At 64.3% G+C, this 21808-nt stretch carries 20 protein-coding genes and 2 pseudogenes; 14 read left to right on the top strand and 8 right to left on the bottom strand.

Annotated features, from left to right (window positions below):
• Nucleotides 1-198: 198 nt before the first annotated feature.
• Nucleotides 199-997 (top strand): IS5 family transposase gene (locus M3O59_RS02215; protein WP_373419007.1). Its coding sequence is split into 2 segments (ribosomal slippage): nucleotides 199-470 and nucleotides 469-997, totalling 801 coding nucleotides; the frame shifts between segments, so codons are not numbered across the junction.
• A gap of 339 nt (nucleotides 998-1336) precedes the next feature.
• On the opposite strand, the gene yegS is transcribed toward M3O59_RS02215, so the two are convergent.
• The 3 genes from yegS to rpe all read right to left on the bottom strand — a co-directional run bounded on the left by yegS (nucleotide 1337) and on the right by rpe (nucleotide 3682).
• The gene (gene yegS / locus M3O59_RS02210; RefSeq protein WP_064631931.1) at nucleotides 1337-2266 is read right to left on the bottom strand and encodes a lipid kinase YegS; all 930 of its coding nucleotides are present in this window, start codon (nucleotides 2264-2266) and stop codon (nucleotides 1337-1339) included.
• Nucleotides 2267-2513: 247 nt separating this feature from the next.
• Nucleotides 2514-3014 carry a GNAT family N-acetyltransferase gene (locus M3O59_RS02205; protein WP_116906508.1) on the bottom strand — a complete coding sequence of 167 codons (501 nt, stop codon included), beginning with the start codon at nucleotides 3012-3014 and terminating at the stop codon, nucleotides 2514-2516.
• Nucleotides 3011-3682 carry a ribulose-phosphate 3-epimerase gene (gene rpe / locus M3O59_RS02200; RefSeq protein ID WP_116906507.1) on the bottom strand — a complete coding sequence of 224 codons (672 nt, stop codon included), beginning with the start codon at nucleotides 3680-3682 and terminating at the stop codon, nucleotides 3011-3013. Before rpe ends, M3O59_RS02205 begins: the two co-directional genes overlap by 4 nt.
• A gap of 130 nt (nucleotides 3683-3812) precedes the next feature.
• Between rpe and M3O59_RS02195 the strand changes: the two genes are divergently transcribed.
• Nucleotides 3813-4652, top strand: a complete 840-nt coding sequence (locus tag M3O59_RS02195) for an outer membrane protein (RefSeq protein WP_064631925.1) — start codon at nucleotides 3813-3815, stop codon at nucleotides 4650-4652.
• Between the two features lie 303 nt (nucleotides 4653-4955).
• Here the strand turns inward: M3O59_RS02195 and M3O59_RS02190 are convergent, their stop codons facing one another.
• The gene (locus M3O59_RS02190) at nucleotides 4956-5285 is read right to left on the bottom strand and encodes a J domain-containing protein (RefSeq protein ID WP_064631923.1); all 330 of its coding nucleotides are present in this window, start codon (nucleotides 5283-5285) and stop codon (nucleotides 4956-4958) included.
• Between the two features lie 208 nt (nucleotides 5286-5493).
• Between M3O59_RS02190 and M3O59_RS02185 the strand changes: the two genes are divergently transcribed.
• The 5 genes from M3O59_RS02185 (at nucleotide 5494) to M3O59_RS02165 (ending at nucleotide 11858) form a co-directional block, all read left to right on the top strand.
• Complete coding sequence (locus tag M3O59_RS02185; RefSeq protein ID WP_181920634.1) at nucleotides 5494-6420, top strand: phosphoribosylaminoimidazolesuccinocarboxamide synthase; 927 nt, start codon at nucleotides 5494-5496, stop codon at nucleotides 6418-6420.
• A 208-nt stretch (nucleotides 6421-6628) separates the two neighbouring features.
• A complete protein-coding gene (locus tag M3O59_RS02180) occupies nucleotides 6629-7291 on the top strand; it encodes a hypothetical protein (RefSeq protein WP_082925769.1) in 663 nt (220 codons plus the stop codon).
• Between the two features lie 52 nt (nucleotides 7292-7343).
• Entirely contained in the window at nucleotides 7344-9227 is a 1884-nt protein-coding gene (locus M3O59_RS02175) for a C40 family peptidase (protein ID WP_116906504.1), read from the top strand.
• A gap of 449 nt (nucleotides 9228-9676) precedes the next feature.
• Entirely contained in the window at nucleotides 9677-11272 is a 1596-nt protein-coding gene (locus M3O59_RS02170) for a M4 family metallopeptidase (protein WP_116906503.1), read from the top strand.
• A 100-nt stretch (nucleotides 11273-11372) separates the two neighbouring features.
• A complete protein-coding gene (locus M3O59_RS02165) occupies nucleotides 11373-11858 on the top strand; it encodes an Mpo1 family 2-hydroxy fatty acid dioxygenase (protein WP_116906502.1) in 486 nt (161 codons plus the stop codon).
• 25 nt (nucleotides 11859-11883) lie between these two features.
• On the opposite strand, the gene M3O59_RS02160 is transcribed toward M3O59_RS02165, so the two are convergent.
• Nucleotides 11884-12786, bottom strand: coding sequence for an NAD-dependent epimerase/dehydratase family protein (locus tag M3O59_RS02160; RefSeq protein ID WP_116906501.1), 903 nt, complete (start codon nucleotides 12784-12786; stop codon nucleotides 11884-11886).
• Between the two features lie 166 nt (nucleotides 12787-12952).
• Between M3O59_RS02160 and M3O59_RS02155 the strand changes: the two genes are divergently transcribed.
• Genes M3O59_RS02155 through M3O59_RS02130 form a run of 6 tightly spaced genes read left to right on the top strand, consistent with a single transcriptional unit; the run spans nucleotide 12953 to nucleotide 18896 of the window.
• Nucleotides 12953-15781, top strand: coding sequence for a monovalent cation/H+ antiporter subunit A (locus M3O59_RS02155; protein WP_116906500.1), 2829 nt, complete (start codon nucleotides 12953-12955; stop codon nucleotides 15779-15781).
• Entirely contained in the window at nucleotides 15781-16155 is a 375-nt protein-coding gene (locus M3O59_RS02150) for a Na+/H+ antiporter subunit C (protein ID WP_116906499.1), read from the top strand. The genes M3O59_RS02155 and M3O59_RS02150 overlap by 1 nt, the downstream gene beginning before the upstream one ends.
• A complete protein-coding gene (locus tag M3O59_RS02145; RefSeq protein ID WP_249045920.1) occupies nucleotides 16152-17696 on the top strand; it encodes a monovalent cation/H+ antiporter subunit D in 1545 nt (514 codons plus the stop codon). The genes M3O59_RS02150 and M3O59_RS02145 overlap by 4 nt, the downstream gene beginning before the upstream one ends.
• Nucleotides 17693-18199 (top strand): Na+/H+ antiporter subunit E, encoded by a 507-nt coding sequence (locus tag M3O59_RS02140; protein ID WP_116906497.1) that lies wholly within the window; start codon nucleotides 17693-17695, stop codon nucleotides 18197-18199. The genes M3O59_RS02145 and M3O59_RS02140 overlap by 4 nt, the downstream gene beginning before the upstream one ends.
• A complete protein-coding gene (locus M3O59_RS02135; RefSeq protein WP_116906496.1) occupies nucleotides 18196-18480 on the top strand; it encodes a K+/H+ antiporter subunit F in 285 nt (94 codons plus the stop codon). Before M3O59_RS02140 ends, M3O59_RS02135 begins: the two co-directional genes overlap by 4 nt.
• Nucleotides 18477-18896 (top strand): Na+/H+ antiporter subunit G, encoded by a 420-nt coding sequence (locus M3O59_RS02130; RefSeq protein WP_116906495.1) that lies wholly within the window; start codon nucleotides 18477-18479, stop codon nucleotides 18894-18896. The genes M3O59_RS02135 and M3O59_RS02130 overlap by 4 nt, the downstream gene beginning before the upstream one ends.
• Before the next feature lie 183 nt (nucleotides 18897-19079).
• On the opposite strand, the gene M3O59_RS02125 is transcribed toward M3O59_RS02130, so the two are convergent.
• Nucleotides 19080-19319, bottom strand: coding sequence for a hypothetical protein (locus M3O59_RS02125; protein ID WP_147308547.1), 240 nt, complete (start codon nucleotides 19317-19319; stop codon nucleotides 19080-19082).
• 2 nt (nucleotides 19320-19321) lie between these two features.
• Nucleotides 19322-19684, bottom strand: a pseudogene (locus M3O59_RS02120) (lectin); the annotation flags it as partial.
• A gap of 104 nt (nucleotides 19685-19788) precedes the next feature.
• Between M3O59_RS02120 and M3O59_RS02115 the strand changes: the two are divergent.
• Nucleotides 19789-20332: pseudogene (locus M3O59_RS02115) on the top strand (hypothetical protein).
• Between the two features lie 163 nt (nucleotides 20333-20495).
• Here M3O59_RS02115 and hmgA read toward each other — a convergent pair.
• Complete coding sequence (gene hmgA / locus M3O59_RS02110) at nucleotides 20496-21794, bottom strand: homogentisate 1,2-dioxygenase (RefSeq protein WP_181920633.1); 1299 nt, start codon at nucleotides 21792-21794, stop codon at nucleotides 20496-20498.
• Between the last annotated feature and the right edge of the window lie 14 nt (nucleotides 21795-21808).

The following is a 21808-nucleotide window of genomic DNA, read 5'->3' as shown; positions in this document are numbered from 1 at the left end:
CGCATTGGCTGATGTCAGACGCGGGCAGCGTGCGTCGTGATGTGGGTGGGGGGCGCTGCAGGGGCGGTCTGGCTTTGGAGCGTGGGTGGTGGCAGCGGCGCCAATGTCGGCGCAGGGACCCTCACCCCAACCCCTCTCCCGCGGGAGAGGGGCTTAGAACCTGTTCACGATCTTCGCAGATCAGTGCAGACTATGCGGATGCGCCAAAAGACCTATCCGAGTGACATGAGCCGGGAGCAGTTCGCACACGTGCTGCCGATCCTGGAACAAGCGCGCAAGCGCACCAAGCCACGCCGTGTGGATTTATATGAGGTGTGGTGCGCAGTGTTGTACGTGCTGCGAACCGGTTGCCAATGGCGAGCGCTACCCAGCGACTTTCCGAAGTGGCGGACCGTGCACTCGTACTTTGCCAAGTGGAGCGAGTGCGACGATGAGGGGGTGAGCCTGCTGGAGCGGGCGCTCAAAAAATCAGGTTGGCGTGGCCCGCGTGAGACAGGGGCGCAACGCTTGCACCAGGTTCTTGATCGTGGACGCGCAGAGCGTCAAGAACACGGACACAGCTGGGCAAAAGGGGTATGACGCAGGCAAGAAGGTGTCGGGCATCAAACGGCATATCGCTGTTGATAGTCAGGGGTTGCCCCACGCAATCGCGGTGACGACGGCGGAGGTGACCGACCGCAAAGGTGCGCTGCAGGCGTTGGAGCGCTGTCAGTCAAACCTGACGCTTGTACAAAGCTTACTGTGCGACGGCGGTTACACCGGAGTACCGTTTGCCAGCGGCGCGCGAGAGATTTTAGGCGAGCAGCTCACGGTGCAGATTGCCAAGCGCAGCGAACTGCACACCTTCAAGGTCATGCCCAAGCGATGGATTGTCGAGCGTAGTTTTGCTTGGCTGGAGAAGAACCGAAGGCTATGGAAGAACTGCGAGCGCAAACTCAACACCAGCCTGCAGTTCATCCATTTGGCCTTCTTGGCACTGTTACTCAGAAGATTGTGAACAGGTTCTTAGGGCCGCGCGCTGGACGTTGCTGCGGTTGTGATGCAGCCACTTCCCGTGTGCCCTCGTTGCTCAGCTTGTGACGGCTACTTCGCGTATGCCGCCGTTGCTGCGCTTGTGAGGCAGCTATTCGCTTCTGCCGGCGTTGATTGATTGAGTGCGACTGTCCGAAGACAGCTGGCCTTGATCGTCGAGATGGCATGGCGCTACCCGTTCGTTCGCATGCATCAACCGGGCGACCGCACATCAGCGCAGCCCGATCACGCTCTTCCGATTCCCGATTCCCGATTCCCGATTCCCGATTCCCGATTCCCGATTCCCGATTCCCGATTCCCGAACTCAAACCCCAACCAACGGGCAGTCCGCGGGCAGGTGCATGCGCAGCCGTGCCGGGACGCATTCGATGCGGAAGTGCAGCGAGGTTTCCGGTTCGCCGTCCAGGTTCAAGGTCAGCGGTTGGTGGGCGACGATCTCCAGCCACGGCACGCGGGCGCGCACGGCGACGCGTTCGAGCGCGGCCTGCTTGCCGCCGGTGACCAGGGTGCCGAGGGTGGCGGCTACCTCGCCGTTGAGGGCGGGGACGATGGTGACATCCAGCAGGCCGTCGTCGATCAGCGCTTCCGGGCACAGCGCCTGGCCGCCGCCGGCCTGGCGCCCGTTGCCCAGGCCCAGCGCGATGAATTCGCCGTCCCATTCGACATCCGGGCCGCTGAAGCGGGCGCTGATCGGGTCGATGCGGCCCAGCCGCGACATGCCGGTGATCAGGTAAGCCAGGCCGCCGAGCATCTTTTTCAGGCCTTCGTCGGTTTCCACGGTGACCTGGGTGCCGAAGCCGCCACTGGCCATGTTGGCGCACCAATGCGGGCCGTGCGGGGTGTCCAGGCGCAGCAGGTCGAGCGGCTGCGCCGGGCGCTCGGCGATCAGGCTGAGCGCCTCCAGGGGGTCGACGGGAATCATGGCGGCGGTGGCGAAGTCGTTGGCAGTGCCCAGCGGCACCAGCCCCAGCGATGGCAGCGTGGCAGCATCGGCGTCGTGATGTGCGAGCGCGGCGGCCACTTCGCTCAGGGTGCCGTCGCCACCGGCGGCAACCACCGTCTGCACGCCATCGGCGACCGCTTCGCCCACATAGCGCTCGGCATCGCCGTCTTCCCAGGTGACCCGGACATCGAGCTGGATGCCGCGCTTGCGCAGCGTGCCCACCGCCTCACGCAGGTCCAGATTATCGGTGGACTTGCCGTTGAGGATCAGACGCCAGTGGGACGGGGCCATGCGCGCTGCCGATGTTTTAGGGGGAATCCCTGCAGGCTAGCAGCGGGCAAATGCGTGGATCGTGAATAGGCAACGTCGGCGCGCTGTCATTGCCGTGTCATCCAGAACCCGGAGAGTAGCAGGCCATAGCAGGGACGACGGGCGGAAGCAGGATCAGCCTCCAATTTTCTTGAAGGCCGCTCCTGTGGGAGCGGCCTTCCTTTTGCCAGTCAAGCGCATAGCGCCGATGGCGCGGTGCAGCGCCCGCTCAGGTGCCAGCGGCGCCAGCTGCAAATGCGGCCAGCCTCTCGCCATCGAGCCGGTACACGGTCCAGCCCTCCATCGGGCGGGCGCCGACCGCTTGATAGAAGTCGATGGCCGGCTGGTTCCAGTCCAGCACCGACCACTCGAAACGCCCGCAGCCGCGCTGCACCGCCAGCTGCGCCAGATGCCGCAGCAGCGCCAGGCCGGCGCCCTTGCCGCGCGCTTCAGGACGCACGAACAGGTCTTCCAGATACAAGCCGTTGCGGCCCAGCCAGGTCGAGTAATTGAAGAAATACACCGCAAATCCCAGCGCCTGGCCGTCCTGCTCGCAGATCAGCGCGTGCGCGGTGGCAGCCTGACCGAACAGGCTGGCGTGCAGGTCGTCCGGGCTGGCCTTGACCGCGTCGGGCTCGCGTTCGTAAATCGCCAGGGCGGTGATCAGCTCATGCAAGAGCGGCACATCGTCGGGCGTGGCGCTGCGGATCTGCGGCGCGGGCTGGCTCATCGCACCGCGTCCACCGCTGCACGCATCTGCGCGATCACGTCGGCATAGTCGGGCGCATTGAAGATGGCCGAGCCGGCCACAAAGGTATCTGCGCCGGCGGCGGCAATCGCGCCGATGTTGTCGGCCTTGACGCCGCCATCGATCTCCAGCCGGATCGGCTTGCCCAGCGCGTCGATCTTGCTGCGGATGGCGCGCAATTTATCCAGCGCCGAAGGAATGAATGCCTGACCGCCGAAACCGGGGTTGACCGACATCACCAGCACCAGGTCCAGCTCCGGCAGCACCCAATCCAGGATATCCACCGGCGTGGCCGGATTGAGCACCAGCCCGGCCTGGCAGCCATGCGATTTGATCAGCTGGATGGTGCGATGCACGTGGCGGCTGGCTTCGGGATGGAAGCTGATGATGGTGGCGCCGGCGTCAGCGAAGTCCGGCACGATGCGGTCCACCGGCTCGACCATCAGGTGCACGTCGATCGGCGCGGTGATGCCGTGCTTGCGCAGCGCCTGGCAGACCATCGGGCCGATGGTCAGATTGGGCACGTAATGGTTGTCCATCACGTCGAAGTGCACCCAGTCGGCACCGGCCATGAGGACGTTGTTCACTTCCTCGCCCAGACGGGCGAAATCGGCGGACAGGATGGACGGGGCGATCGCCGTCGGTTGCATGGGCAGCTCAGAGGGTAACGGAGCGCACATTCTCGCAACCGGGATCGCAGGATGAAAGCGTTCTGCATCCATACGCGGCTATCGTGCGTACACACAACACTGGCGCGCTGCGCCTGACTAAGGAGAACGCATGAAAACCACCCCGCTCGCTTCTGCCGCCATCGTCCTGTTGGCCCTCGCCCCATCCGCCTGGGCACAAACCGGCCCGGCCGACTGGTCCGGCTTCTCCATCGGCGCCAATGTCGGCGGTGCCGATCCTGCCGGCGTGTCCGGCGGCCGTTTCGGCTTCGATACCAACCTGGATGGCCGTGACGGCGATCAGGTCAGCACCGCCACCGGCGCCGATGCGTTCTCGCCGGGCTTTTGTGGCGGGGCGGCAGCAGGGCGTACGCCGGCCAGCGGCTGCAGCAAGGACAAGGGCGGTGCCGAATACGGCGCGCGGCTGGGCTACGACTGGCAGGCCGGCAACTGGGTCTACGGCGTGGTGGCCGAATACACCCGCAACGACATCCGCGACAGCGTCAGCGCCTTCAGTACGACGCCTGCGCTGTACACCTTCACCCGCCAGCTCAACCGCACCGCGGCATTGCGCGGCCGCATCGGCTATGCGTTCGGTGAGCAGGGCGATTACCTGGCCTATTTCACCGCCGGCGTGGCGCGCGGCGAGTTCGACCACAGCTTTGTCAGCAGCAATACCGCCAACAGTTTCACCAGCAGCGGCGGCGACAGTGCCGACGGCTATCAGGCCGGCATCGGCCTGCAGCGCCGTTTGAGCGACAACGTCTCGGTGGGCGTGGAATATCTGTTCACCCGCCTGCAGGACGAAGACACCCGCGTGCGCGTCGGGCCGGGCACGGCGCCGGCCACCAACCCGTTCCTGCGTGTCAATCCGGCCGGTACCGATCTGCGTCGCACCGATACGGATTTTTCGACCAATGCGGTGCGGCTGACGGCAACGTACAAGTTCTGAGGTTGCTGTTTCGCGGCGCTGGCTGCCGGCCAGCGCTGTCTGCGCCGTGCAGCATGGCTTGATTTTCCGGCAAGACCTGCGCATCACGCATCAGCTCTGCGTGTCACGCCAGGCCCCTCTTGCGCTGGGGCAAGAAGGCACACGCGCGAATGGCGCGTGTGCCTTGGCCCGCGCCGCAAGCGCGGGCCAAGGCGCGCAGCAGGGGTTTGGACGAGGGCACGGACCACCTGTCGGCAACCCAACTTCCCCACTCACACCGCGCACCGTTCCAGCGCCACCCACACACAACCACGGGCCATGCGATCAGCGCTTGCGCAGCCGTTGAATCCGGTCGTAGGCGGCGTTGATCTGGCTGGCTTTCCTTTCGGCCTGGCGACGGGCCTCCGGATCGGCGTTGGCCACCTTGTCCGGGTGGTAGCGCGACATCAGCCGGCGATAGGCCAGATCGATCTCGGCGGTGGTGGCGTCCGGCTCCAGGCCCAGCGCTTCATACGGATTTTCTGCGCGGCGCTTGAACCAGCCGGCGTCCACCGCGTGGCCGATCACCAGGCCGATCATCAGCCCCATCACCGGTGCCCCGCGAAACAGCAAGGCGCCGGCCAGTGCGCCGAGCAGTTTTCCGTACCAGAGCATGGGGTGATCGGTGATGGGAGGCGGGTTGGCGATCTTACCCGAACGCCCGCCCCGCCTAGCTGACGGGCCCTGCACAGCCGCCCCCGGCGCGACCGCCAATAAAATCTGCGGGCCGCCGCGAAGCGCCGTACACTACGCGGCCCGCTGCCCACCCGCGGGCCCGCCGGGTCCCGGGGACAGCGTCATAGCGACGTCCTTAGGAGTGCCTGTGTCGACCACGCTGTTGCAATCCGATCTGCCCGGCCTGCCGTTGCGTCACCGTGGCAAGGTCCGCGATGTCTTCGACATTCCCCGCGAGCGCCTGCCGGCCGATGCGCCTCCGGGCGATTACCTGTTGATGGTCGCCACCGACCGCTTGTCCGCGTTCGACGTGGTGCTGCCGGATCCGATTCCGGGCAAGGGGGAAATGCTGTGCCAGGTGTCCAACTTCTGGTTCCACAAGACCGACCACCTGATGCCCAACCACTTGGTGGACATCCGCGTGGAGCAGGTGCTGCCCGAGGGCGTGGACCCGGCCTTGTACGCCAAACGCGCCGTGGTCACGCGCAAGCTCAAGCCGGTGCCGGTGGAAGCGATCGCACGCGGCTACCTGATCGGCAGCGGCTGGAAGGATTACCAGCGCACCGGCAAGATCAGCGGCATCGAATTGCCCGACGGCCTGCGCCAAGCCGAGAAACTGCCCGAACCGATCTTCACCCCATCGACCAAGGCAGCGGTCGGCGACCATGACGAGAACATCGACTTCGATGCGATGGTCAAAACCGTTGGCGCCGAGCTGGCAGAGCGCGTGCGCGATGCCACCTTGCGCATCTACCGTTTCGCCGCCGATTTTGCCGCCGAACGCGGCATCCTGCTGGCCGACACCAAGTTCGAGTTCGGCACCGATGCCGATGGCCGTCTCTACATCATGGACGAGATGCTGACCCCGGACTCGTCGCGCTACTGGCCGGCCGACCAGTACGAACTGGGCACCAGCCCGCCAAGCTACGATAAGCAATTCGTGCGCGATTATCTGGAAACCCTGGACTGGGGCAAGACCGCACCCGGCCCGAGCCTGCCGGCCGAAGTGATCGATCGCACACGCGCGAAATATGCCGAAGCGCTGCAGCGGTTGGCGGGTATTTCGGTTGATTGATGCCAAGGCCCAGGTTACGGGGCCTTGATCGTACTAACGCCACCGTGACCTGAGCGCCGACATACTCGGCGCGCAAGACCAAGCTCGACGGGCCACTCATCTAACTTGGCAGCTTCGCGGGGTACTTTAATAATCCGTGATGCATTGGCGTATACCCACCTTCAAAGGCCCGCCTTAAAAGCGCGCCATGCCGTCTAACGAGGTCGCAATGGCTCCGTCAAATTTTCCTGTTTTTAATTCTTTCTTTCTCCGCAGCGCAATGCTTCCGGGCCTGCTGCTTGCAATAAGCGCGTGCACCGCAGGTGAGTCTGCCGCACCCGCCGCTCCGCCAACAGCACCGGCGGCAAAGCAGCCAGTTAAGGCACCCTCCGCCAATGACCGATTCGCCACATTAATCCAGGCAAGCGGTGTGAAATGCGCTGACGCAAAAACAGCGACAGGCTGCACAGCAGGCAATGTGGATACGGGCGATTTTTACGACGTGGAGCTTCTGCCTGCCTGCGGCGACGACGGATTTTTTGCTGGCGTAGCGCAGGCACAGGGTGTAGACGTACTCAACACGGTACCTACCACCGGCAGCAGTGCGGTAGCTAACGCCAAACTGACCCAGGGCCAATTAGTCTGCATACGTGGTATTGGCCGCACAGGCCAAAATCCTCTTTATTATTACGCTGTCGCAATTCCCGCAAGCAGTGTTGCAAAGTGCAATAACAACACATTGTGCGAAAAGTATGGCGATAGGCCGATCAAACGCTTGAGGCCTTCTGCCGGTGATGCCTGCCATGCCGCAGCACCAGGCCAATATGTCGGCGACTGCGCGCAAGGTTGGGTGGCTGCCGATGCACTCGATGTGTTCTCAAATGGATTGTAAAGCTCAGTAGACCCAATCAGGTTCTACCAACTACATAGCAAAGGAACAGCTCATGTCGGATCCAAAAATCACACGTGTACTCAGCAGCGTAGGCACGACGCGTACGCTGGAAATGGACGACGGCAGTGTCGTCACTCGCTCCGGCGGCACCGTGTCGTGGCGTAACAACAACCCAGGCAATCTCAAGTTCGAATTTTCCGGCAGCGCCGATAAGACAGTGCATAACCCACGCACTCGAGAACAAGCGCTTGATGCGGCACAAGACCGTTATAAAGGCATCGTTGGTCTGGACCAATGGGGCAATGCCGTATTCGAAAGTTACGAGGCCGGACGCGCAGCCAAGATACAGCTATTAGAGCGCCGCTTTAGCGAGAAGACCGTCGAGCAGATGCTACCCAGCTATTCGACCGCTGACTACAGCGGCCGAACCCATCATAAGGAGCAGGCAGCTGCCATCTTTGCTGAGGGCGACCGGCAAGGCGTGGATCTGCGTGAAAAAACAGTTGGACAGATGAGTGAACGGGAACGCGAGGTGCTTGCAGATGGTATCCGTCGTTTCGAGGGCTGGCGTGCAGGCGAGTTAACAACAACTCAGCAGCCTACTCACGCGCAGTCCGCTGCACCCGTGCAAGTGCAGACGTCATCATCGAATGCACCAGCCGGGACTGCACCCACTACTACTACTCACCGTGCAACAGCAGCCAGTGGCGCTGCTGTCTACAACGAGGCCTATCAGCATTTTCTTGGCAAAGGCCGGAGCTATGAGTACGGTCGCCCTGACCATCCGCGCCCAGGCCGCGATAGCAGCCGATTAGAGCGTGATATGGATGAAGACGGCCGGCTCGGCGTCGATTGCTCTGCCTTCGTCTGGCGAGGGCTTAAGAACGCGGGATACGATGTGCCTGGCGAAAATGCTGCAAGCTTCACCACTGCAAAGTTATTCAACGGCACGAACCCGACGTCGTATGCGCGCGAGCACTTCGATGTCACCTCGGCTGCTGAAGCGCGCAAGCCGAATGGATCACTGCACCAAGGCGACATCCTGATGTTCTCATCGCCACAGGGACAGCATGTTGGGATATTCAAGGGCTACGATGCCAAGGGGAATATTCAATTCATCGGATCACAAGGCAGCACCGGGCCAGCCGAAGTCACCATTACTCCAGGCGGATATTGGGATGGTCGCGGGACGAATATCGTCGGCGCATTGACTCCAAAGCCGGAATTTCAGGTACGCGCGCCGCTACATGGCACGGCTGAACCGAGTGTTGCACGCACACACGCAACTGCAAGCGTTGTCCTTCTGCAATCCGCATCGAATGAAGCCGCACCCCATCATTCCGTGAAGCACGGCGTGCGGGGTGATGACGTCCGGTCGATACAGCAGGACCTCAATCGCCTTGGTGTCCGTGATGCGCAGGGCAATCGGCTTGCCGAGGATGGGCGCTTTGGCGACAACACGCGCGAGGCGGTGCTGGCATTCCAGAAGCAGCATGGGCTGCAGCAGGACGGTATCGTCGGCCGCAACACGCAGGCTGCGTTGTCCGCTGCGCAGGCGCAGACACAGGTACCTGCGCGAGACACACAGATTGCCGCGCCGACAGGGCCGTCGCTCACGGATGCGTCGCATCCGGACCATGCCTTGCACAGCGCGATCCGCAGCAGGCTGCCGAGCATGATCTCCAACGAGACAGCTGCCAACGTCACCTTGCAGGCGAAGCAGAACGGCATCGACAGCGCGGACAAGCTGCAGAGCGTGACTGTGCAGGATGGCAAGGCGTTCGTCATGGGAACGACGCCCGGCTTCCGTGCGGCCGTGGATCTGAACCAGCCTGCCCCGACACTGGAGCAGACCAGCGCGCAGCTACTTGCCGGCCAGGCGCAGCAGCAACACGCCCACGCAGAGCATCAGAAGGTTGCAATGGGTGTGCGCTGAGGTGTGACAGGCGCATCCGAAGAAGCCGGCCAATTCGATGGCCGGCTTTTTTTGTACCCGATGTCTGCATCCGCTTGCATTGCAGCAGATGTTGCAGCCACTGACACAATCGGTGTCGTGAGTTTGCCGTGGCACGCGGCATCGAAATGTAAGCCGTGGGCGACCTCCAAATTCAACGCAGTCCAACCGGTGGCGGCACCGTACGCGCAAGTGCCAAGCGAAGTTCGAGCATGCAGGGGCAATGCAGTGACCTGCCGCCCGTCTCTCTGCGATACGCTCCACACCACAAAGTGGCGCCGCGCACAGAACGCAACACCACTGTAATTTTTACTATTGCACGACCGTGGACTGTGCAAGGTTGGCTGTCGGCACCTGCTGCCGTCCGCGATCGGCCGTGATGCTCATCGCCGCCGATCTTTGCATTGCACGTTTCCTGGGAGAGAGTCGTCATGCAATTCCACGTCTTGGGCGCGGCGATCTGCTGCGCGCTATCGTTTTCTGCTGTCGCTACCGCTGCGGATCTATCCGCAACGACCGCTGTTGCGCGGGCGCAATCGCTGTTGGGGAACACCGCATCGGCGTTGGCCAATCGGGCATCGGCCGATGCCTTCGTGGCGCGCGACAGCATTGTCGATGCCGATGGCACCGAACACGTGCGCTTCGATCGCACCTATCAAGGCCTGCCGGTGATCGGCGGCGATGTGGTGGTGCATTCGCGACGTGGCGTGATGCGCGAGCTGAGCCAGACCATGGACACCACGCTGCGTCCGAGCCTGGTGCCGGGCATCGATGCTGCAACCGCATTGCGCGTGGCCGGAGCGCAATTCGACGTGGCGCAGGATGCCGCACCGCGCGCGAGCCTGGCGCTGTATGCGCGCCAGGGCGCACCGCGGCTGGTATACGAGGTGATCTATAGCGGCATCAAGCCCGATCAGACGCCGACCGAAATGCATTACATCGTCGATGCGGTGAACCAGCGCGTCCTCGAATCCTGGGATACGGTGCATACCGTGTGCAGCGGCGGCACCACGGCGACCGGCACCGGGCGTTCGCTGTATGCGGGCAGCGTGGCGCTGACCACAGCGCGTTGCAGCAGCGGCTACGAGTTGACCGATCTCGGTCGCGGCAGCGGCGCCACCTACAACATGCGCAACAGCACGTCCGGCAATGGCACGCTGGTCACCGATGCCGACAATGCCTGGGGCAATGGCACCACCAGCGATACGGTCACCGCAGCGGTGGATGCGCATTACGGCGTGGCGTTGACCTGGGATTACTACCGCACCACACATGCGCGCAGCGGCATCGCCAACGATGGTGCCGGTGCGCGTAGCCGCGTGCATTACGGTAGCCGCTACAACAATGCGTTCTGGTCGGACAGCTGTTTCTGCATGACCTTCGGCGATGGCGACGGCAGCACCTTCACCCCACTGGTGTCGGTGGACGTAGCCGGCCACGAGATGACGCATGGCGTGACCAGCCGTTCGGCACGCCTGGTGTACTCGGGCGAATCGGGCGGCTTGAACGAAGCGACGTCCGACATCATGGGTGCGATGGTGGAATATTCCGCCGCCAATAGCGCGCAACCGGGCAACTATTTGATTGGCGAAAAAATCATCGCCGGCAACAGCAGCGGCACGCTGGCGTTGCGCTACATGTTCAAGCCGAGCCTGGATGGCGATTCGCCGGATTGCTATCGCAGCAATCTGGGCTCCCTCGATGTGCACTACAGCTCCGGCGTGGCCAATCATTTCTACTATCTGCTGGCCGAAGGTGCGGTGGTGCCGAGCGGGTTCGGTGCGGGCACCAGCTACAACCTGACCCCGGCCGGGCTGGTCTGCAACGGCTCCACGGCGCTGACGGCGATCGGCCGCGCCGCTGCCAGCCGCATCTGGTATCGCGCGCTGACGGTCTACATGACCTCTTCCACCAACTACGCAGCCGCCCGCCGCGCCACGCTGAGTGCGGCCACCGATCTGTACGGCAGTACCTCCACGCAATACCGCGCGGTTGCCGCGGCATGGAGCGCGGTGTCGGTGAACTGATGTGGCCATGTCCCTCGCCACGCGCTTGATGCGTGGCGAGGGGCGCACCTGCCACAGCGCCATCGGCGCGCGTATGCTTGGGTCATTCCTGGGAGGGAACATGACCGAACGCACCACGACCGCGCGACCGATCGACCGCTATTTCGTCAGCTATTCCGACGATCATCAAAACGCGACCAATCAGCAGATCCATGTGTTGGCGGTACCGGCGATCCTGTGGTCGGTGGTCGGGTTGCTGTGGTGCATCCCGGTCGGCGGCACCTGGTTCAGCAGTGGCGTGTGGGCAGCGCTGTCGATGTTTGCGGCATGGTCGTATTACAACCGGCTGTCGCGCCCGCTAGGGCTAGGCATGCTGGGGATCTTCTTTTTCTTCGGCTGCCTGTGCCGGTTGATCGAAGGCCGGATCGGGCTTGGCGGCCTGTTCACCACCGCGCTGACGGTGTTCGTGCTGGCGTGGATCGCGCAATTCGTCGGCCACAAGATCGAAGGCCGCAAGCCGAGTTTTTTGACTGATCTGACCTATCTGCTGATCGGCCCGATCTGGGTGCTGGCCAAGGTCTATCGCCAGCTGGGTTGGCGTTACTGAGCGCGCCTGGCAGACCGGCCAGGGATCACTCGCCAATCCCCAGCTCTTCGGGCAATGGGCGAAACGCACGTGGTGCATAGCCGAAATCGCGGCGCGCCGGCTCCAGGTCGAACACCAGATCGTCGCGCATGCGCTGCAGCGCGGCGGCATTGAGGCCACGCATGCGGCCCAGGCGTTGCGCTGCGGACAATGCAAGGCCGAACAGGCTCGGCGACACCTGATACAGGCGCGCGGGCCGTGGCAGCGCCTCCAGCACGCGCTCCACCATCTGCGTATACGCCAGGACTTCGCCGCCGCCCACCGCATAACTGCGTTGCTGGGTCGCCGGCTGAGCCACCACCGCCAACGCGGCGCTGGCCAGATCGTCCACATGCACCGGCTGCCGCAGGCCGGTGGCATTGGCCGGCAACACGAACGCACCAGTGCGCTGCGCCAAGCCGGCAATCTGGGTCAGCGTCTTGTCGCGTCCGGCGCCGTAGACCAGGGTCGGGCGCAGCACGGTGGCGCTGGCGCCGCGCGCCATCGCCGCAGAAAACAGCGCCTGTTCGGCATGCGCCAGCCGTTGCGCGACATCGCGCTCGGCCGCGTCGGTCGAATGCTCCTTGACCTCCACGCTGGTGGAACCGAACGCTACGATGCGCGGCGCGGCCACCGGATTTTCGGCATACCAGCGGGCGAAGTGGTCCAGCGGGCCGCAGCTGAAGATCACCTCGAAGGCCTCGCCGGCGGCTGCGGGCACGGCCAGATCGCCTTGTCGCCAGATCAACCCGGAGCGCGCCGCGCGCGGCTGCCGCGACCATGCCGTCACCTGCCAGCCACGGCTGAGCAGCCGGGTCAGCAGGCGCTCGCCAATCTGCCCGCTACCGCCGAACACCAGGGCGCGCGGCGCAAACACAGCGGTGGACGGCGCGGGATGGGCAGCGGTCACAGGGCAACTAGGCAGTCTTGGATGATTGCAGCATACCGAGTACCTCGCGCCAATGCGCAGCCCGTTTGGCGGAATTTCCTGGCCTCCACAGCAGCGGTGTTGACGCGGACGTCAGTCAACGGTTTGTTAAGCTCTCCGGCCTGCTCGCGAATCCAGTGTTCCCTGCATGTTTTTTTCGTTGGAAATCCTGCTCGCGCTGCCATTCGTGATGGCCGCTGCCACTGCGCTGCTCTGGCGCGCGCCCCGTTCGATCACGGCGTGGTTGGCTGCGGCCGCGCCGTTGGCCGGGCTGCTGGTGCTGGCGCTGTTGACGCCAGCGGTGCTGCGCGGCGAGGTGATTGCCAGCGAGCATGCGTGGCTGCCGCAGATCGGCTTGATGTTTTCGCTGCGGCTCGATGGCCTGGCGTGGATGTTTGCGCTGCTGGTGCTGGGCATCGGCGCGCTGGTGGTGCTGTATGCGCATTACTACCTGAGCGCACGCGATAGCGCGTCGCGCTTTTTTGCCTATTTGCTGCTGTTCATGGGCGCGATGCTCGGCATGGTGCTGTCGGGCAACCTGCTGCTGTTGATGGTGTTCTGGGAACTCACCAGCATCAGTTCGTTCCTGCTGATCGGATTCTGGTCGCACCGCAAGGACGCGCGCGAAGGCGCACGCATGGCCTTTGTGCTGACCGCCGGCGGTGGCCTGGCATTGCTGGGTGGCGTGTTGATGATTGGCCGCATCGTCGGCAGCTTTCAGCTGGACGCGGTAGTGGCCGCTGGCGATGTGATCCGCGCCAGCCCGCTGTATCCGTATGCGTTGGGGTTGGTGCTGCTGGGCATTTTTACCAAGAGCGCGCAGTTCCCGTTCCATTTCTGGTTGCCGCATGCAATGGCGGCGCCCACGCCGGTGTCGGCGTACCTGCATTCGGCCACGATGGTGAAGGCCGGCGTGTTTCTGTTGGCACGCCTGCATCCGGCGCTGGCCGGCACCGACCTGTTCTTCTACACGGTCACCAGCATCGGTGCGATCACGCTGTTACTGGGCGCATGGCACGCGATCTTCCAGCACGATCTCAAGGGCGTGCTGGCGTACTCGACCATCTCGCATCTGGGCCTGATCACCATGCTGTTCGGCCTGTCCACGCCGATGGCGGTGGTGGCTGGTGTGTTTCACCTCATCAACCACGCGGTGTTCAAGGCGTCGTTGTTCATGGCCGCCGGCATCATCGACCACGAGACCGGCACGCGCGACATGCGCAAGCTGGGCAATCTGCGTCGCTTGATGCCGATGACCAGCGCGCTGGCCATCATCGCCTCGCTGGCAATGGCCGGCATTCCGCTGCTCAACGGCTTCTTGTCGAAGGAAATGTTCTTCGCCGTAGCGCTGGACACCGAGGCACCGCAGCTGATGCGCATCCTGGCGAGCACCGCTGCGCTGCTGGCGGGCCTGCTGGGTGTGGCGTATAGCCTGCGCTTTGTGCACGACACCTTCTTCGGCGATGGCCCGCGCGAGCTGGATACCACGCCGCACGAGCCACCGCGCTGGATGCGGATTCCGGTGGATGTGCTGGTGCTGATCTGTGTGGCGGTGGGCGTGGTGCCGGCGTGGACGGTGGCACCGGTGTTGCGCGCCGGCGCCACCGCGATCTTGGGCGACACATTGCCGGACTACAGCCTGGCGCTGTGGCATGGCTTCAACTGGCCGCTGGCGATGAGCATCGCCGGCATCGTCGGCGGTGCGCTGTTGTACATGGCGCTGCGGCGCACGCTGGATCTGTACGCCGTCCAGAACCGTTCGCCGGGCAAAGCGCTGTTCCAGTGGAACTTGCGCGCCTTGTTCGCCGCCACCGCACACATGACCGACGCAGTCACCAACGGCAACCTGCAGCGCATGTTGATGCTGCTGGTGCTGAGCGCGGTGGTCGTGGCACTGGTACCGTTCCTGCAAGGCGGCACGTTGCCGGCATGGCCTGCACCCACCCCGATGCCACTGCTGGGCTGGATGGTGTGGTTGTTGATGATGGCCTGCGCCCTGGGCAGCCTGTTCCTGTACAAGCAGCGCCTGCTGGCGGTGCTGGTGCTGGGCGGCACCGGGCTGGCAGTCAGCCTGACATTCGTCTTCTTGTCGGCACCGGATCTGGCATTGACGCAGTTGCTGGTGGAGATGGTCACGCTGGTGCTGATGCTGCTGGCGATGAATTATCTGCCCGAGCGCTCGTTGCCCGAACCGGCGCGGCTGCGCAAGATCCGCGATGCCGCCATCGCCATCGTCGGCGGCGCGGGTCTGGCGGCGTTGGCCTACACCTTGATGACCCAGCCCAACCACACCGTTGCCGGCGAGCTGCTGCAGCGCGCGTTGCCGGAAGCCTATGGGCGCAATGTGGTCAACGTGATCCTGGTGGATTTCCGCGGCTTCGATACCTTTGGCGAGATCACCGTGTTCGCGATTGCCGGGCTGGTGGTGCACGCCCTGCTGCGCCGCTCGCGGATGGCGCCGGAGCGCACCATGCCGGGGCCGCCGATCAAGTTGCCGGTACCGGCCGATCTGGCGCAGATCATGTTCCCGCTGACGCTGACGGTGTCGCTGTTCCTGTTCCTGCGCGGCCACAATGCGCCGGGCGGCGGTTTTATCGCCGGGCTGGTGCTGGCGGTGCCGTTGCTGATGCAGTACGTGATTCAGGGCGCGGCATCGGTGGAATCGCGCTTCGGTTTCGACTACATCCGCCTGATCGGTATCGGCTTGTTGTGCGCGCTGCTCAGCGGTGCGGGCTCGCTGCTATTCGGGCTGCCGTTCCTCACCAGCGGCCATCTGGAAATTCCGCTGCCGCTGCTGGGCGAGCTGGAACTGGCCAGTGCGCTGGGCTTCGATATCGGCGTGTATCTGGTGGTGTTCGGTGCGGCGATGTTGATGCTCTCGATGATGGGCACGATCAAACCCTCGCGCACGCGCAGTTCGCAGCGCGGCGAGATCGACCCCACCCAACGTTCGACACGCACTGCGGAGCAGCATTGATGGAATTGGCAGTGGCAAGCGCGATTGGCGTCCTCACCGCATTGGCGATCTATCTGCTGCTGCGCGCGCGCAGCTTCGATGTGATCCTGGGCATGACCTTCCTGTCATACGCGACCAACCTGCTGATCTTTGCCGGCGGGCGGCTGCGCATCGGCCAGGCCCCGGTGCTGGGCGAGGGCGTGCCCGCCGAGCTGATGCACTACACCGACCCGCTGCCGCAGGCGCTGGTGCTGACCGCCATCGTGATTGCGTTCGCGATGACCGCCGTGAGCCTGGTGCTGGCGATCCGCAGCCGTAGCGACAACCACAGCGACCATGTGGATGCGCACGAAGACGCCGCCACCGGTGTGGATACGCGGCAGGCACGGCGATGAATCATCTGCTGATTTTGCCAATCCTGATCCCGATGCTGGGCGCGTCGGCGTCGCTGTTCGTCGAGCACCGTCGCTACGGGCCGCGCGTGCAGCGCAGCGTGGCGTGGGTGAGCATGGCGTTGCTGGCGGCGGCGGTCGTCGCCTTGTTCGCACGCGCTGCCGACGGCGAGATCCTGGTGTATCTGCTCGGCGACTGGCCGGCGCGCATCGGCATCGTGCTGATGGGCGACCGTTTGTCGGCCTGGATGTTGTTGACCACCTTGATCCTGGGCTCGGCCTGCCTGCTGCATGCCTGCGCGGGCTGGGACCGCCGCGCACCGCATTTTCATGCGTTGTTCCAGTTCCAGTTGATGGGCTTGAACGGGGCGTTTTTGACCGGCGACATCTTCAACCTGTTCGTGTTTTTCGAGGTGATGCTGATCGCCTCCTATGGCCTGCTGCTCAGCGGCGGGCGCGGACTGCAGATGCGGGTAGGCCTGCATTACGTGGTGTTCAACGTGTGCGCCTCGACGTTGTTCCTGATTGCGTTGGGCTTGCTGTTCGGTGTGTTCGGCACGCTCAACATGGCCGAAATTGCGCAGCGCATTGCCGATCTGCCGGCGCAGGATGTTCCGCTGGCCAAAGCCAGCCTGGGCTTGTTGCTGCTGGTGTTCTGCAGCAAGGCCGCCTTGCTGCCGCTGTATCTGTGGCTGCCGGAAACCTACTCGCGCGCGCCGGCGGCGGTGGCGGCGTTGTTCGCCATCATGACCAAGGTGGGGCTGTACGCAACGCTGCGGGTGTCGTCGTTGTGGTTTGGCGCCGGTGCCGGGCAGATGCACGGCTTCGGACGCCACGCGTTGCTGTGGCTGGGCATCGCGACGCTGCTGATGGCCGCGTTCGGGGTGATGGCCGCATCGCGGCTGCGGGTGATGGTGTCGTACTTGGTGGTGTTTTCGGCGGCGACGCTGTTCATCGCGTTTTCGCTGGACGATGCGGGCGCACTGGGCGCGGGGCTGTACTACCTGCCGCATAGCAGCTTTGTGGCGGCGGCATTGTTCATGGTGTCGGACCTGATCCGGCGCCGCCGCGGCAGTGCCAGCGACCGCAAGGAAGTGGTGGCACCGCTGCCGGGGCGGGCCATTCCGGGCACCATGTTCATGATCGCAGCGGTGGCGGTGGCCGGCTTGCCGCCGTTGTCCGGGTTCCTGGCCAAGGCGGCGCTGCTGCAGCACGTGCCGGCAGGCCTGGTGGGGCCGGTGTGGGGCGCCATACTCGGTAGCAGCCTGCTGGTGATGATCGGCCTGACCCGCGCCGGCGTACGCCTGTTCTGGCGCGTGCCGGTGCCGGTGGAAGACGCACCGGAACTGCAGCCGCAACGGCGCGGCCGCATGCGCCCGGTCGAAACTGCCGCCACCGTCCTATTGCTGAGCGGGCTGGTGGCGATGACCGTGGCTGCCGGCCCGGTGATGCGCTACACCGATGCGGCGGCAACGCAGCTGCGCGACCCCGGCGCGTATGTGGACCAGGTGCGCGCCACCACGCCGCAGCGGAGGCAGCCATGAGCACGCGCGTGCCATTGCGTCGCCGCCTGTTTCCGTCGCCGCCGTTGAGCGTGACCGTCTTCGTTTTCTGGCTGCTGCTCAGCGACGGTTTCGGCCCGCAGCAATGGGTGCTGGGCCTGCTGCTCGGCGTGGTCGTGCCGCTCTTTGCGGTGCGCCTGGACCGCGAGTTCGCCCAGATCGGCTCGCTGCGTTCGGTGCCGCGCATGCTGCTGGTGGCCGCGGGCGACATCGTGCGCTCCAACATCAAGGTGGCCGCGCAGGTGCTTGGGCCCGAATCGCGCATCCATCCCGGTTTCATCTGGGTGCCGTTGGACATCGCCAACATCCACGGCATCGCCGCGTTGACCAGCATGATCACGCTGACGCCGGGCACGGTATCGGCCGCGCTGTCGGACGACCGCAGATATCTGCTGGTGCACGTGCTGCATCTGGACGATCCGGAGGCGTTGATTGCCGAGATCAAGACCCGTTACGAGAAGCCCCTGATGGAGATCTTTCCATGACCGGCCACATGTTCATCGAATCGACCATCGTGATCTGCATGCATGCGGTGGGCCTGGCCATCCTGATGGCACTGTGGCGTTTGCTGCGCGGGCCGACCGTGCCGGACCGCATCCTGGCGCTGGACACGCTTTCCGTCACCGCCATCGCCGAGTTGATGTTGCTGGGCATGCATCTGGATTCGCCGATCTACTTCGAGGCCGCGCTGGTCATTGCGATGCTGGGCTTCGGCAGCACCGTGGTGCTGAGCAAATATGTGTTGCGCAGGGACATTGTCGAATGATCGCCCTCACCGAATATCTGCTCAGCGCCTTGTTGCTGGTGGGCACATTCTTCATCCTGATCGGCGCGTTCGGGCTGGTGAAGCTGTCGAACTTTTTCAAGCGCCTGCATGCACCAACCAAGGCCAGCACGCTGGGCGTTGGCTGCGTGTTGCTGGCATCGGTGGGCTATCACCTGCTTCTGGGCGTGGACCCGCAACCGCGCGAACTCCTGATCACTGTGTTCCTGTTCATCACTGCACCGATCAGCGCGCACTTGATGGCCAAGGCGGCGCTGTCGCTGATGATGGAAAATCGCCCGGAAGTGCCGAATCACGGCGATGTGCAACAGGAAGGATTGCCGGAAGTCAAAGGCGATGTCGGCGAGAACGAGCAGACCGAGAAGCAACATCCGGGGCCGGCGTCTGAGCGTGGCTGAGGCGTGTTGCCAGGCCTGGATTGTTTGCGATCGCGTTGTTGATCCCTGTCGGGAGTTTGCTGCTTAGTGAGGTTGCAGTCTGACGAAGTAGTCGGCATGTGGCGTATGGACTCACCGGCGCGCACGCCGCACTCGATCGCAAGCTGTACGCAGTTTTACAGCTGGCCGATGTATCTCGCAGCATCACGCAAGGCGCTGGCCATGGTTGCGTGCAGCGATGCTGCAACCAACCAAGATCGCTAGCCGGTTGCTAAATGCATACCAGCCAGCGTCGAGGTTGATAGCGTTTGCCGTTGCAGCTTTGATGACCACGCCGATGCGCGATGTGTCGGTTTCGGTACGCGCATGGATCGCAAGCTGCAGAGGGCAGCCGCCGCGCATGACGTCGCATGAACAACGCCGCATCACCGTTGTGCGCAGCATTTTCAGCCACAGCCTTCGACGTAATCCACCTGCGGCGGCTGCCCTACCCGCCAACTGCTGACCTTGCCGTCTGCATCGGTCTCGAATACCAGCGCGGTCTGCCTGCCTGCGTCGGCAAGGCGCAGCGCGAGCGCGTTGGGAACGTACTTGTGCGGCTGCTCGGTGAGACCGCCGCAGTACAGTGCGCGCAGCTGCGCCAACGGCATGCCGACCTTGCCACCGCCGGGTGCCGTCTCTTTCGGTTCGCTGGTCTGGTAACGCACCAGATGCTCGCCTTCGAACATGAAACCGAAGCGTCGCGCATCGCTGGCCCACTGCGGGCGTAGCAGGTAGCAGCCGCCATCGGTTGCGGCGTTGCCCTGTAAATGCATCGCGACCATGTGGAGAGCGTGCCGGCATACCATCGCGGCAATGGCATCGGCGCTTCATTGGCGGCCGTCCCCCCTGTCGGCTCCGAAGGACCGCCGCCATGACCCCACGCAAGACCGAGCTCGCCCTGACCACGTTGCAATCGCGCCGCAGCCCGCTGACGCTGCTGCAACGGCGCGCCCTGATCCTGCCCGACGGACAGCGCGATCTGGTGGCGCTCGCCGTGCTGCCGGGCGGCGATGGCGCGGCATTGGTACACAGCCTGTGCGCGATGGGGTACCTGGATCTTGGCGCCGACGCTGGCAGGACGCCGGGCCCGACGAGCTGCGCTGCAGCGCCCGCAGCGCCGCCGGTGCACCCCCACGCAGGCCGGTGCAGCGCTGACCGAAGAGGATCCGCACCGCCTGCGTCGCCGCGCGGCTACCAGCGCACGGCTGTACCTGCTCGATATCCTGCAGCTGCAACGCAACCCGGCCGCCGTTGTGCTGCATCGGCAACTGCAGGCCGCACGCAGCGAAGAGCAGATCGCCGCCGCCATCGCCGAGGCCTTGCAGGCGTTGCCGCAGATCACCTCGGCCAGCTACACCGAGCGTGTGCGTACACGCATCGGCGAGCTGTTGCCGCAGGCCTTGCAGGCAGCGTGACCTAGCAGCCGCGGGCAGCCTCAGCCGAGATTGCCCGGGTTGTTCGAATGACCGGATTGGCTCACTGCCTTGCCGCACCAACGGCGCTGTCGTACAGGTGCAGTGCAACGCCGCAGTGCAACGCAGCAACGCAGCGCGCATCGTACGGCTGCGCCGCGTCTGCCTACGTCGGCGGTTGGAATGCGGCGCGCAACCCGGACCAACACTGCTGGTAATCCGCTTGCCGATGCGTGGCGTTCAACGCTTGCTGGGTCGGGCGCAACACCGCGCGGGTCTCGAACATGAAGGCCATCGTTTCGGCGATGACATCCGGGCGCGTGAGATCGGCCTGCGAGGCCTTGTCGAAGGTGGCCGCGTCCGGGCCGTGCCCGCTCATGCAGTTGTGCAGCGAGGCGCCACCGGGCGCGAAACCTTCCGCCTTGGCGTCGTAGACGCCGTGCACCAGGCCCATGAATTCGCTGGCGACGTTGCGGTGGAACCACGGCGGGCGGAAGGTGTGCTGCGCCACCAGCCAGCGCGGCGGGAAGATCGCAAAATCCATGTTCGCGGTGCCGTGCGTGTCGCTGGGCGAGGTCAGTACGGTAAAGATGCTGGGATCGGGGTGATCGAAGCTGATCGAGCCGATGGTGTTGAAGCGGCGCAGGTCGTAGCGATACGGCGCGTAATTGCCGTGCCAGGCAACGACATCCAGCGGCGAATGGCCGATGTCGGCACGCCACAGATGCCCCTGAAATTTGGCGACCAGTTCGAACGCGCCTTCGCGTTGTTCGAAGGCGGCGTGGGGCGTTTCAAAATCGCGTGGATTGGCCAGCCCGTTCGAGCCGATCGGCCCCAGATCCGGCAGGCGCAGCAGACCACCGAAGTTTTCGCACACGTAGCCGCGCGCACTGTCGTCCAGCAATTCGACCCGAAAGCGCACACCGCGCGGTATCACGCCGATCTGCTGCGGCTCCAGCTCCAGCACACCGAGCTCGCTATGGATGCGCAGGCGGCCCAATTGCGGCACCAGCAACAGCTCGCCATCGGCATCGTAGAAGAAGCGATCCTGCATCGATGCGTTGGCCGCATACAGATGCACGCCAACCCCGGACATCGCCTCCGGCGCGCCATTGCCGGCCATGGTGTAAAGGCCATCGACAAAATCGGTAGGCGTGGAGGGCAGCGGCAACGGGCTCCAGCGCAGCTGATCCGGCGGCACCGGGCCAGTGCCGAACTCGTTGTGGAACTGTGCTTGTTCGATCAGCGAAAAGCGGCCATGCACGGCCGCCGGACGGATGCGGTACAGCCAGCTGCGCCGGTTCTCCCCACGAGGCGCGGTGAACGCGGTGCCGGACAGCTGCTCGGCATACAGCCCATGCGCCACGCGCTGCGGCGAATTCTGCCCCACCGGCAAGGTATCAGCTACTGCCTCGCTGGCGAATTCATTGCCGAAACCGGTCATGTAACGCTGGTCGTTGTGCATGGGTGCGTCCGGAC

Origin of the sequence: Xanthomonas nasturtii (assembly GCF_023337365.3) — a bacterium.
Taxonomy (GTDB): Bacteria; Pseudomonadota; Gammaproteobacteria; order Xanthomonadales; family Xanthomonadaceae; genus Xanthomonas; species Xanthomonas nasturtii.
Note: the sequence above shows the minus strand (reverse complement) of the source record. Positions and strands in the feature narration are given on the sequence as shown.

What these genes read in the sequence shown, in the direction of transcription:
- M3O59_RS02190 (WP_064631923.1), bottom strand. Translation starts at nt 5,285, where the DNA reads ATGCTCTGGTACGGAAAACTGCTCGGCGCACTGGCCGGCGCCTTGCTG.
- M3O59_RS02180 (WP_082925769.1), top strand. Translation starts at nt 6,629, where the DNA reads ATGGCTCCGTCAAATTTTCCTGTTTTTAATTCTTTCTTTCTCCGCAGC.
- M3O59_RS02170 (WP_116906503.1), top strand. Translation starts at nt 9,677, where the DNA reads ATGCAATTCCACGTCTTGGGCGCGGCGATCTGCTGCGCGCTATCGTTT.
- M3O59_RS02135 (WP_116906496.1), top strand. Translation starts at nt 18,196, where the DNA reads ATGACCGGCCACATGTTCATCGAATCGACCATCGTGATCTGCATGCAT.
- hmgA (WP_181920633.1), bottom strand. Translation starts at nt 21,794, where the DNA reads ATGCACAACGACCAGCGTTACATGACCGGTTTCGGCAATGAATTCGCC.
- M3O59_RS02165 (WP_116906502.1), top strand. Translation starts at nt 11,373, where the DNA reads ATGACCGAACGCACCACGACCGCGCGACCGATCGACCGCTATTTCGTC.
- M3O59_RS02205 (WP_116906508.1), bottom strand. Translation starts at nt 3,014, where the DNA reads ATGAGCCAGCCCGCGCCGCAGATCCGCAGCGCCACGCCCGACGATGTG.
- M3O59_RS02155 (WP_116906500.1), top strand. Translation starts at nt 12,953, where the DNA reads ATGTTTTTTTCGTTGGAAATCCTGCTCGCGCTGCCATTCGTGATGGCC.
- M3O59_RS02175 (WP_116906504.1), top strand. Translation starts at nt 7,344, where the DNA reads ATGTCGGATCCAAAAATCACACGTGTACTCAGCAGCGTAGGCACGACG.
- M3O59_RS02125 (WP_147308547.1), bottom strand. Translation starts at nt 19,319, where the DNA reads ATGCTGCGCACAACGGTGATGCGGCGTTGTTCATGCGACGTCATGCGC.
- yegS (WP_064631931.1), bottom strand. Translation starts at nt 2,266, where the DNA reads ATGGCCCCGTCCCACTGGCGTCTGATCCTCAACGGCAAGTCCACCGAT.
- M3O59_RS02145 (WP_249045920.1), top strand. Translation starts at nt 16,152, where the DNA reads ATGAATCATCTGCTGATTTTGCCAATCCTGATCCCGATGCTGGGCGCG.
- M3O59_RS02130 (WP_116906495.1), top strand. Translation starts at nt 18,477, where the DNA reads ATGATCGCCCTCACCGAATATCTGCTCAGCGCCTTGTTGCTGGTGGGC.
- M3O59_RS02195 (WP_064631925.1), top strand. Translation starts at nt 3,813, where the DNA reads ATGAAAACCACCCCGCTCGCTTCTGCCGCCATCGTCCTGTTGGCCCTC.
- rpe (WP_116906507.1), bottom strand. Translation starts at nt 3,682, where the DNA reads ATGCAACCGACGGCGATCGCCCCGTCCATCCTGTCCGCCGATTTCGCC.
- M3O59_RS02140 (WP_116906497.1), top strand. Translation starts at nt 17,693, where the DNA reads ATGAGCACGCGCGTGCCATTGCGTCGCCGCCTGTTTCCGTCGCCGCCG.
- M3O59_RS02150 (WP_116906499.1), top strand. Translation starts at nt 15,781, where the DNA reads ATGGAATTGGCAGTGGCAAGCGCGATTGGCGTCCTCACCGCATTGGCG.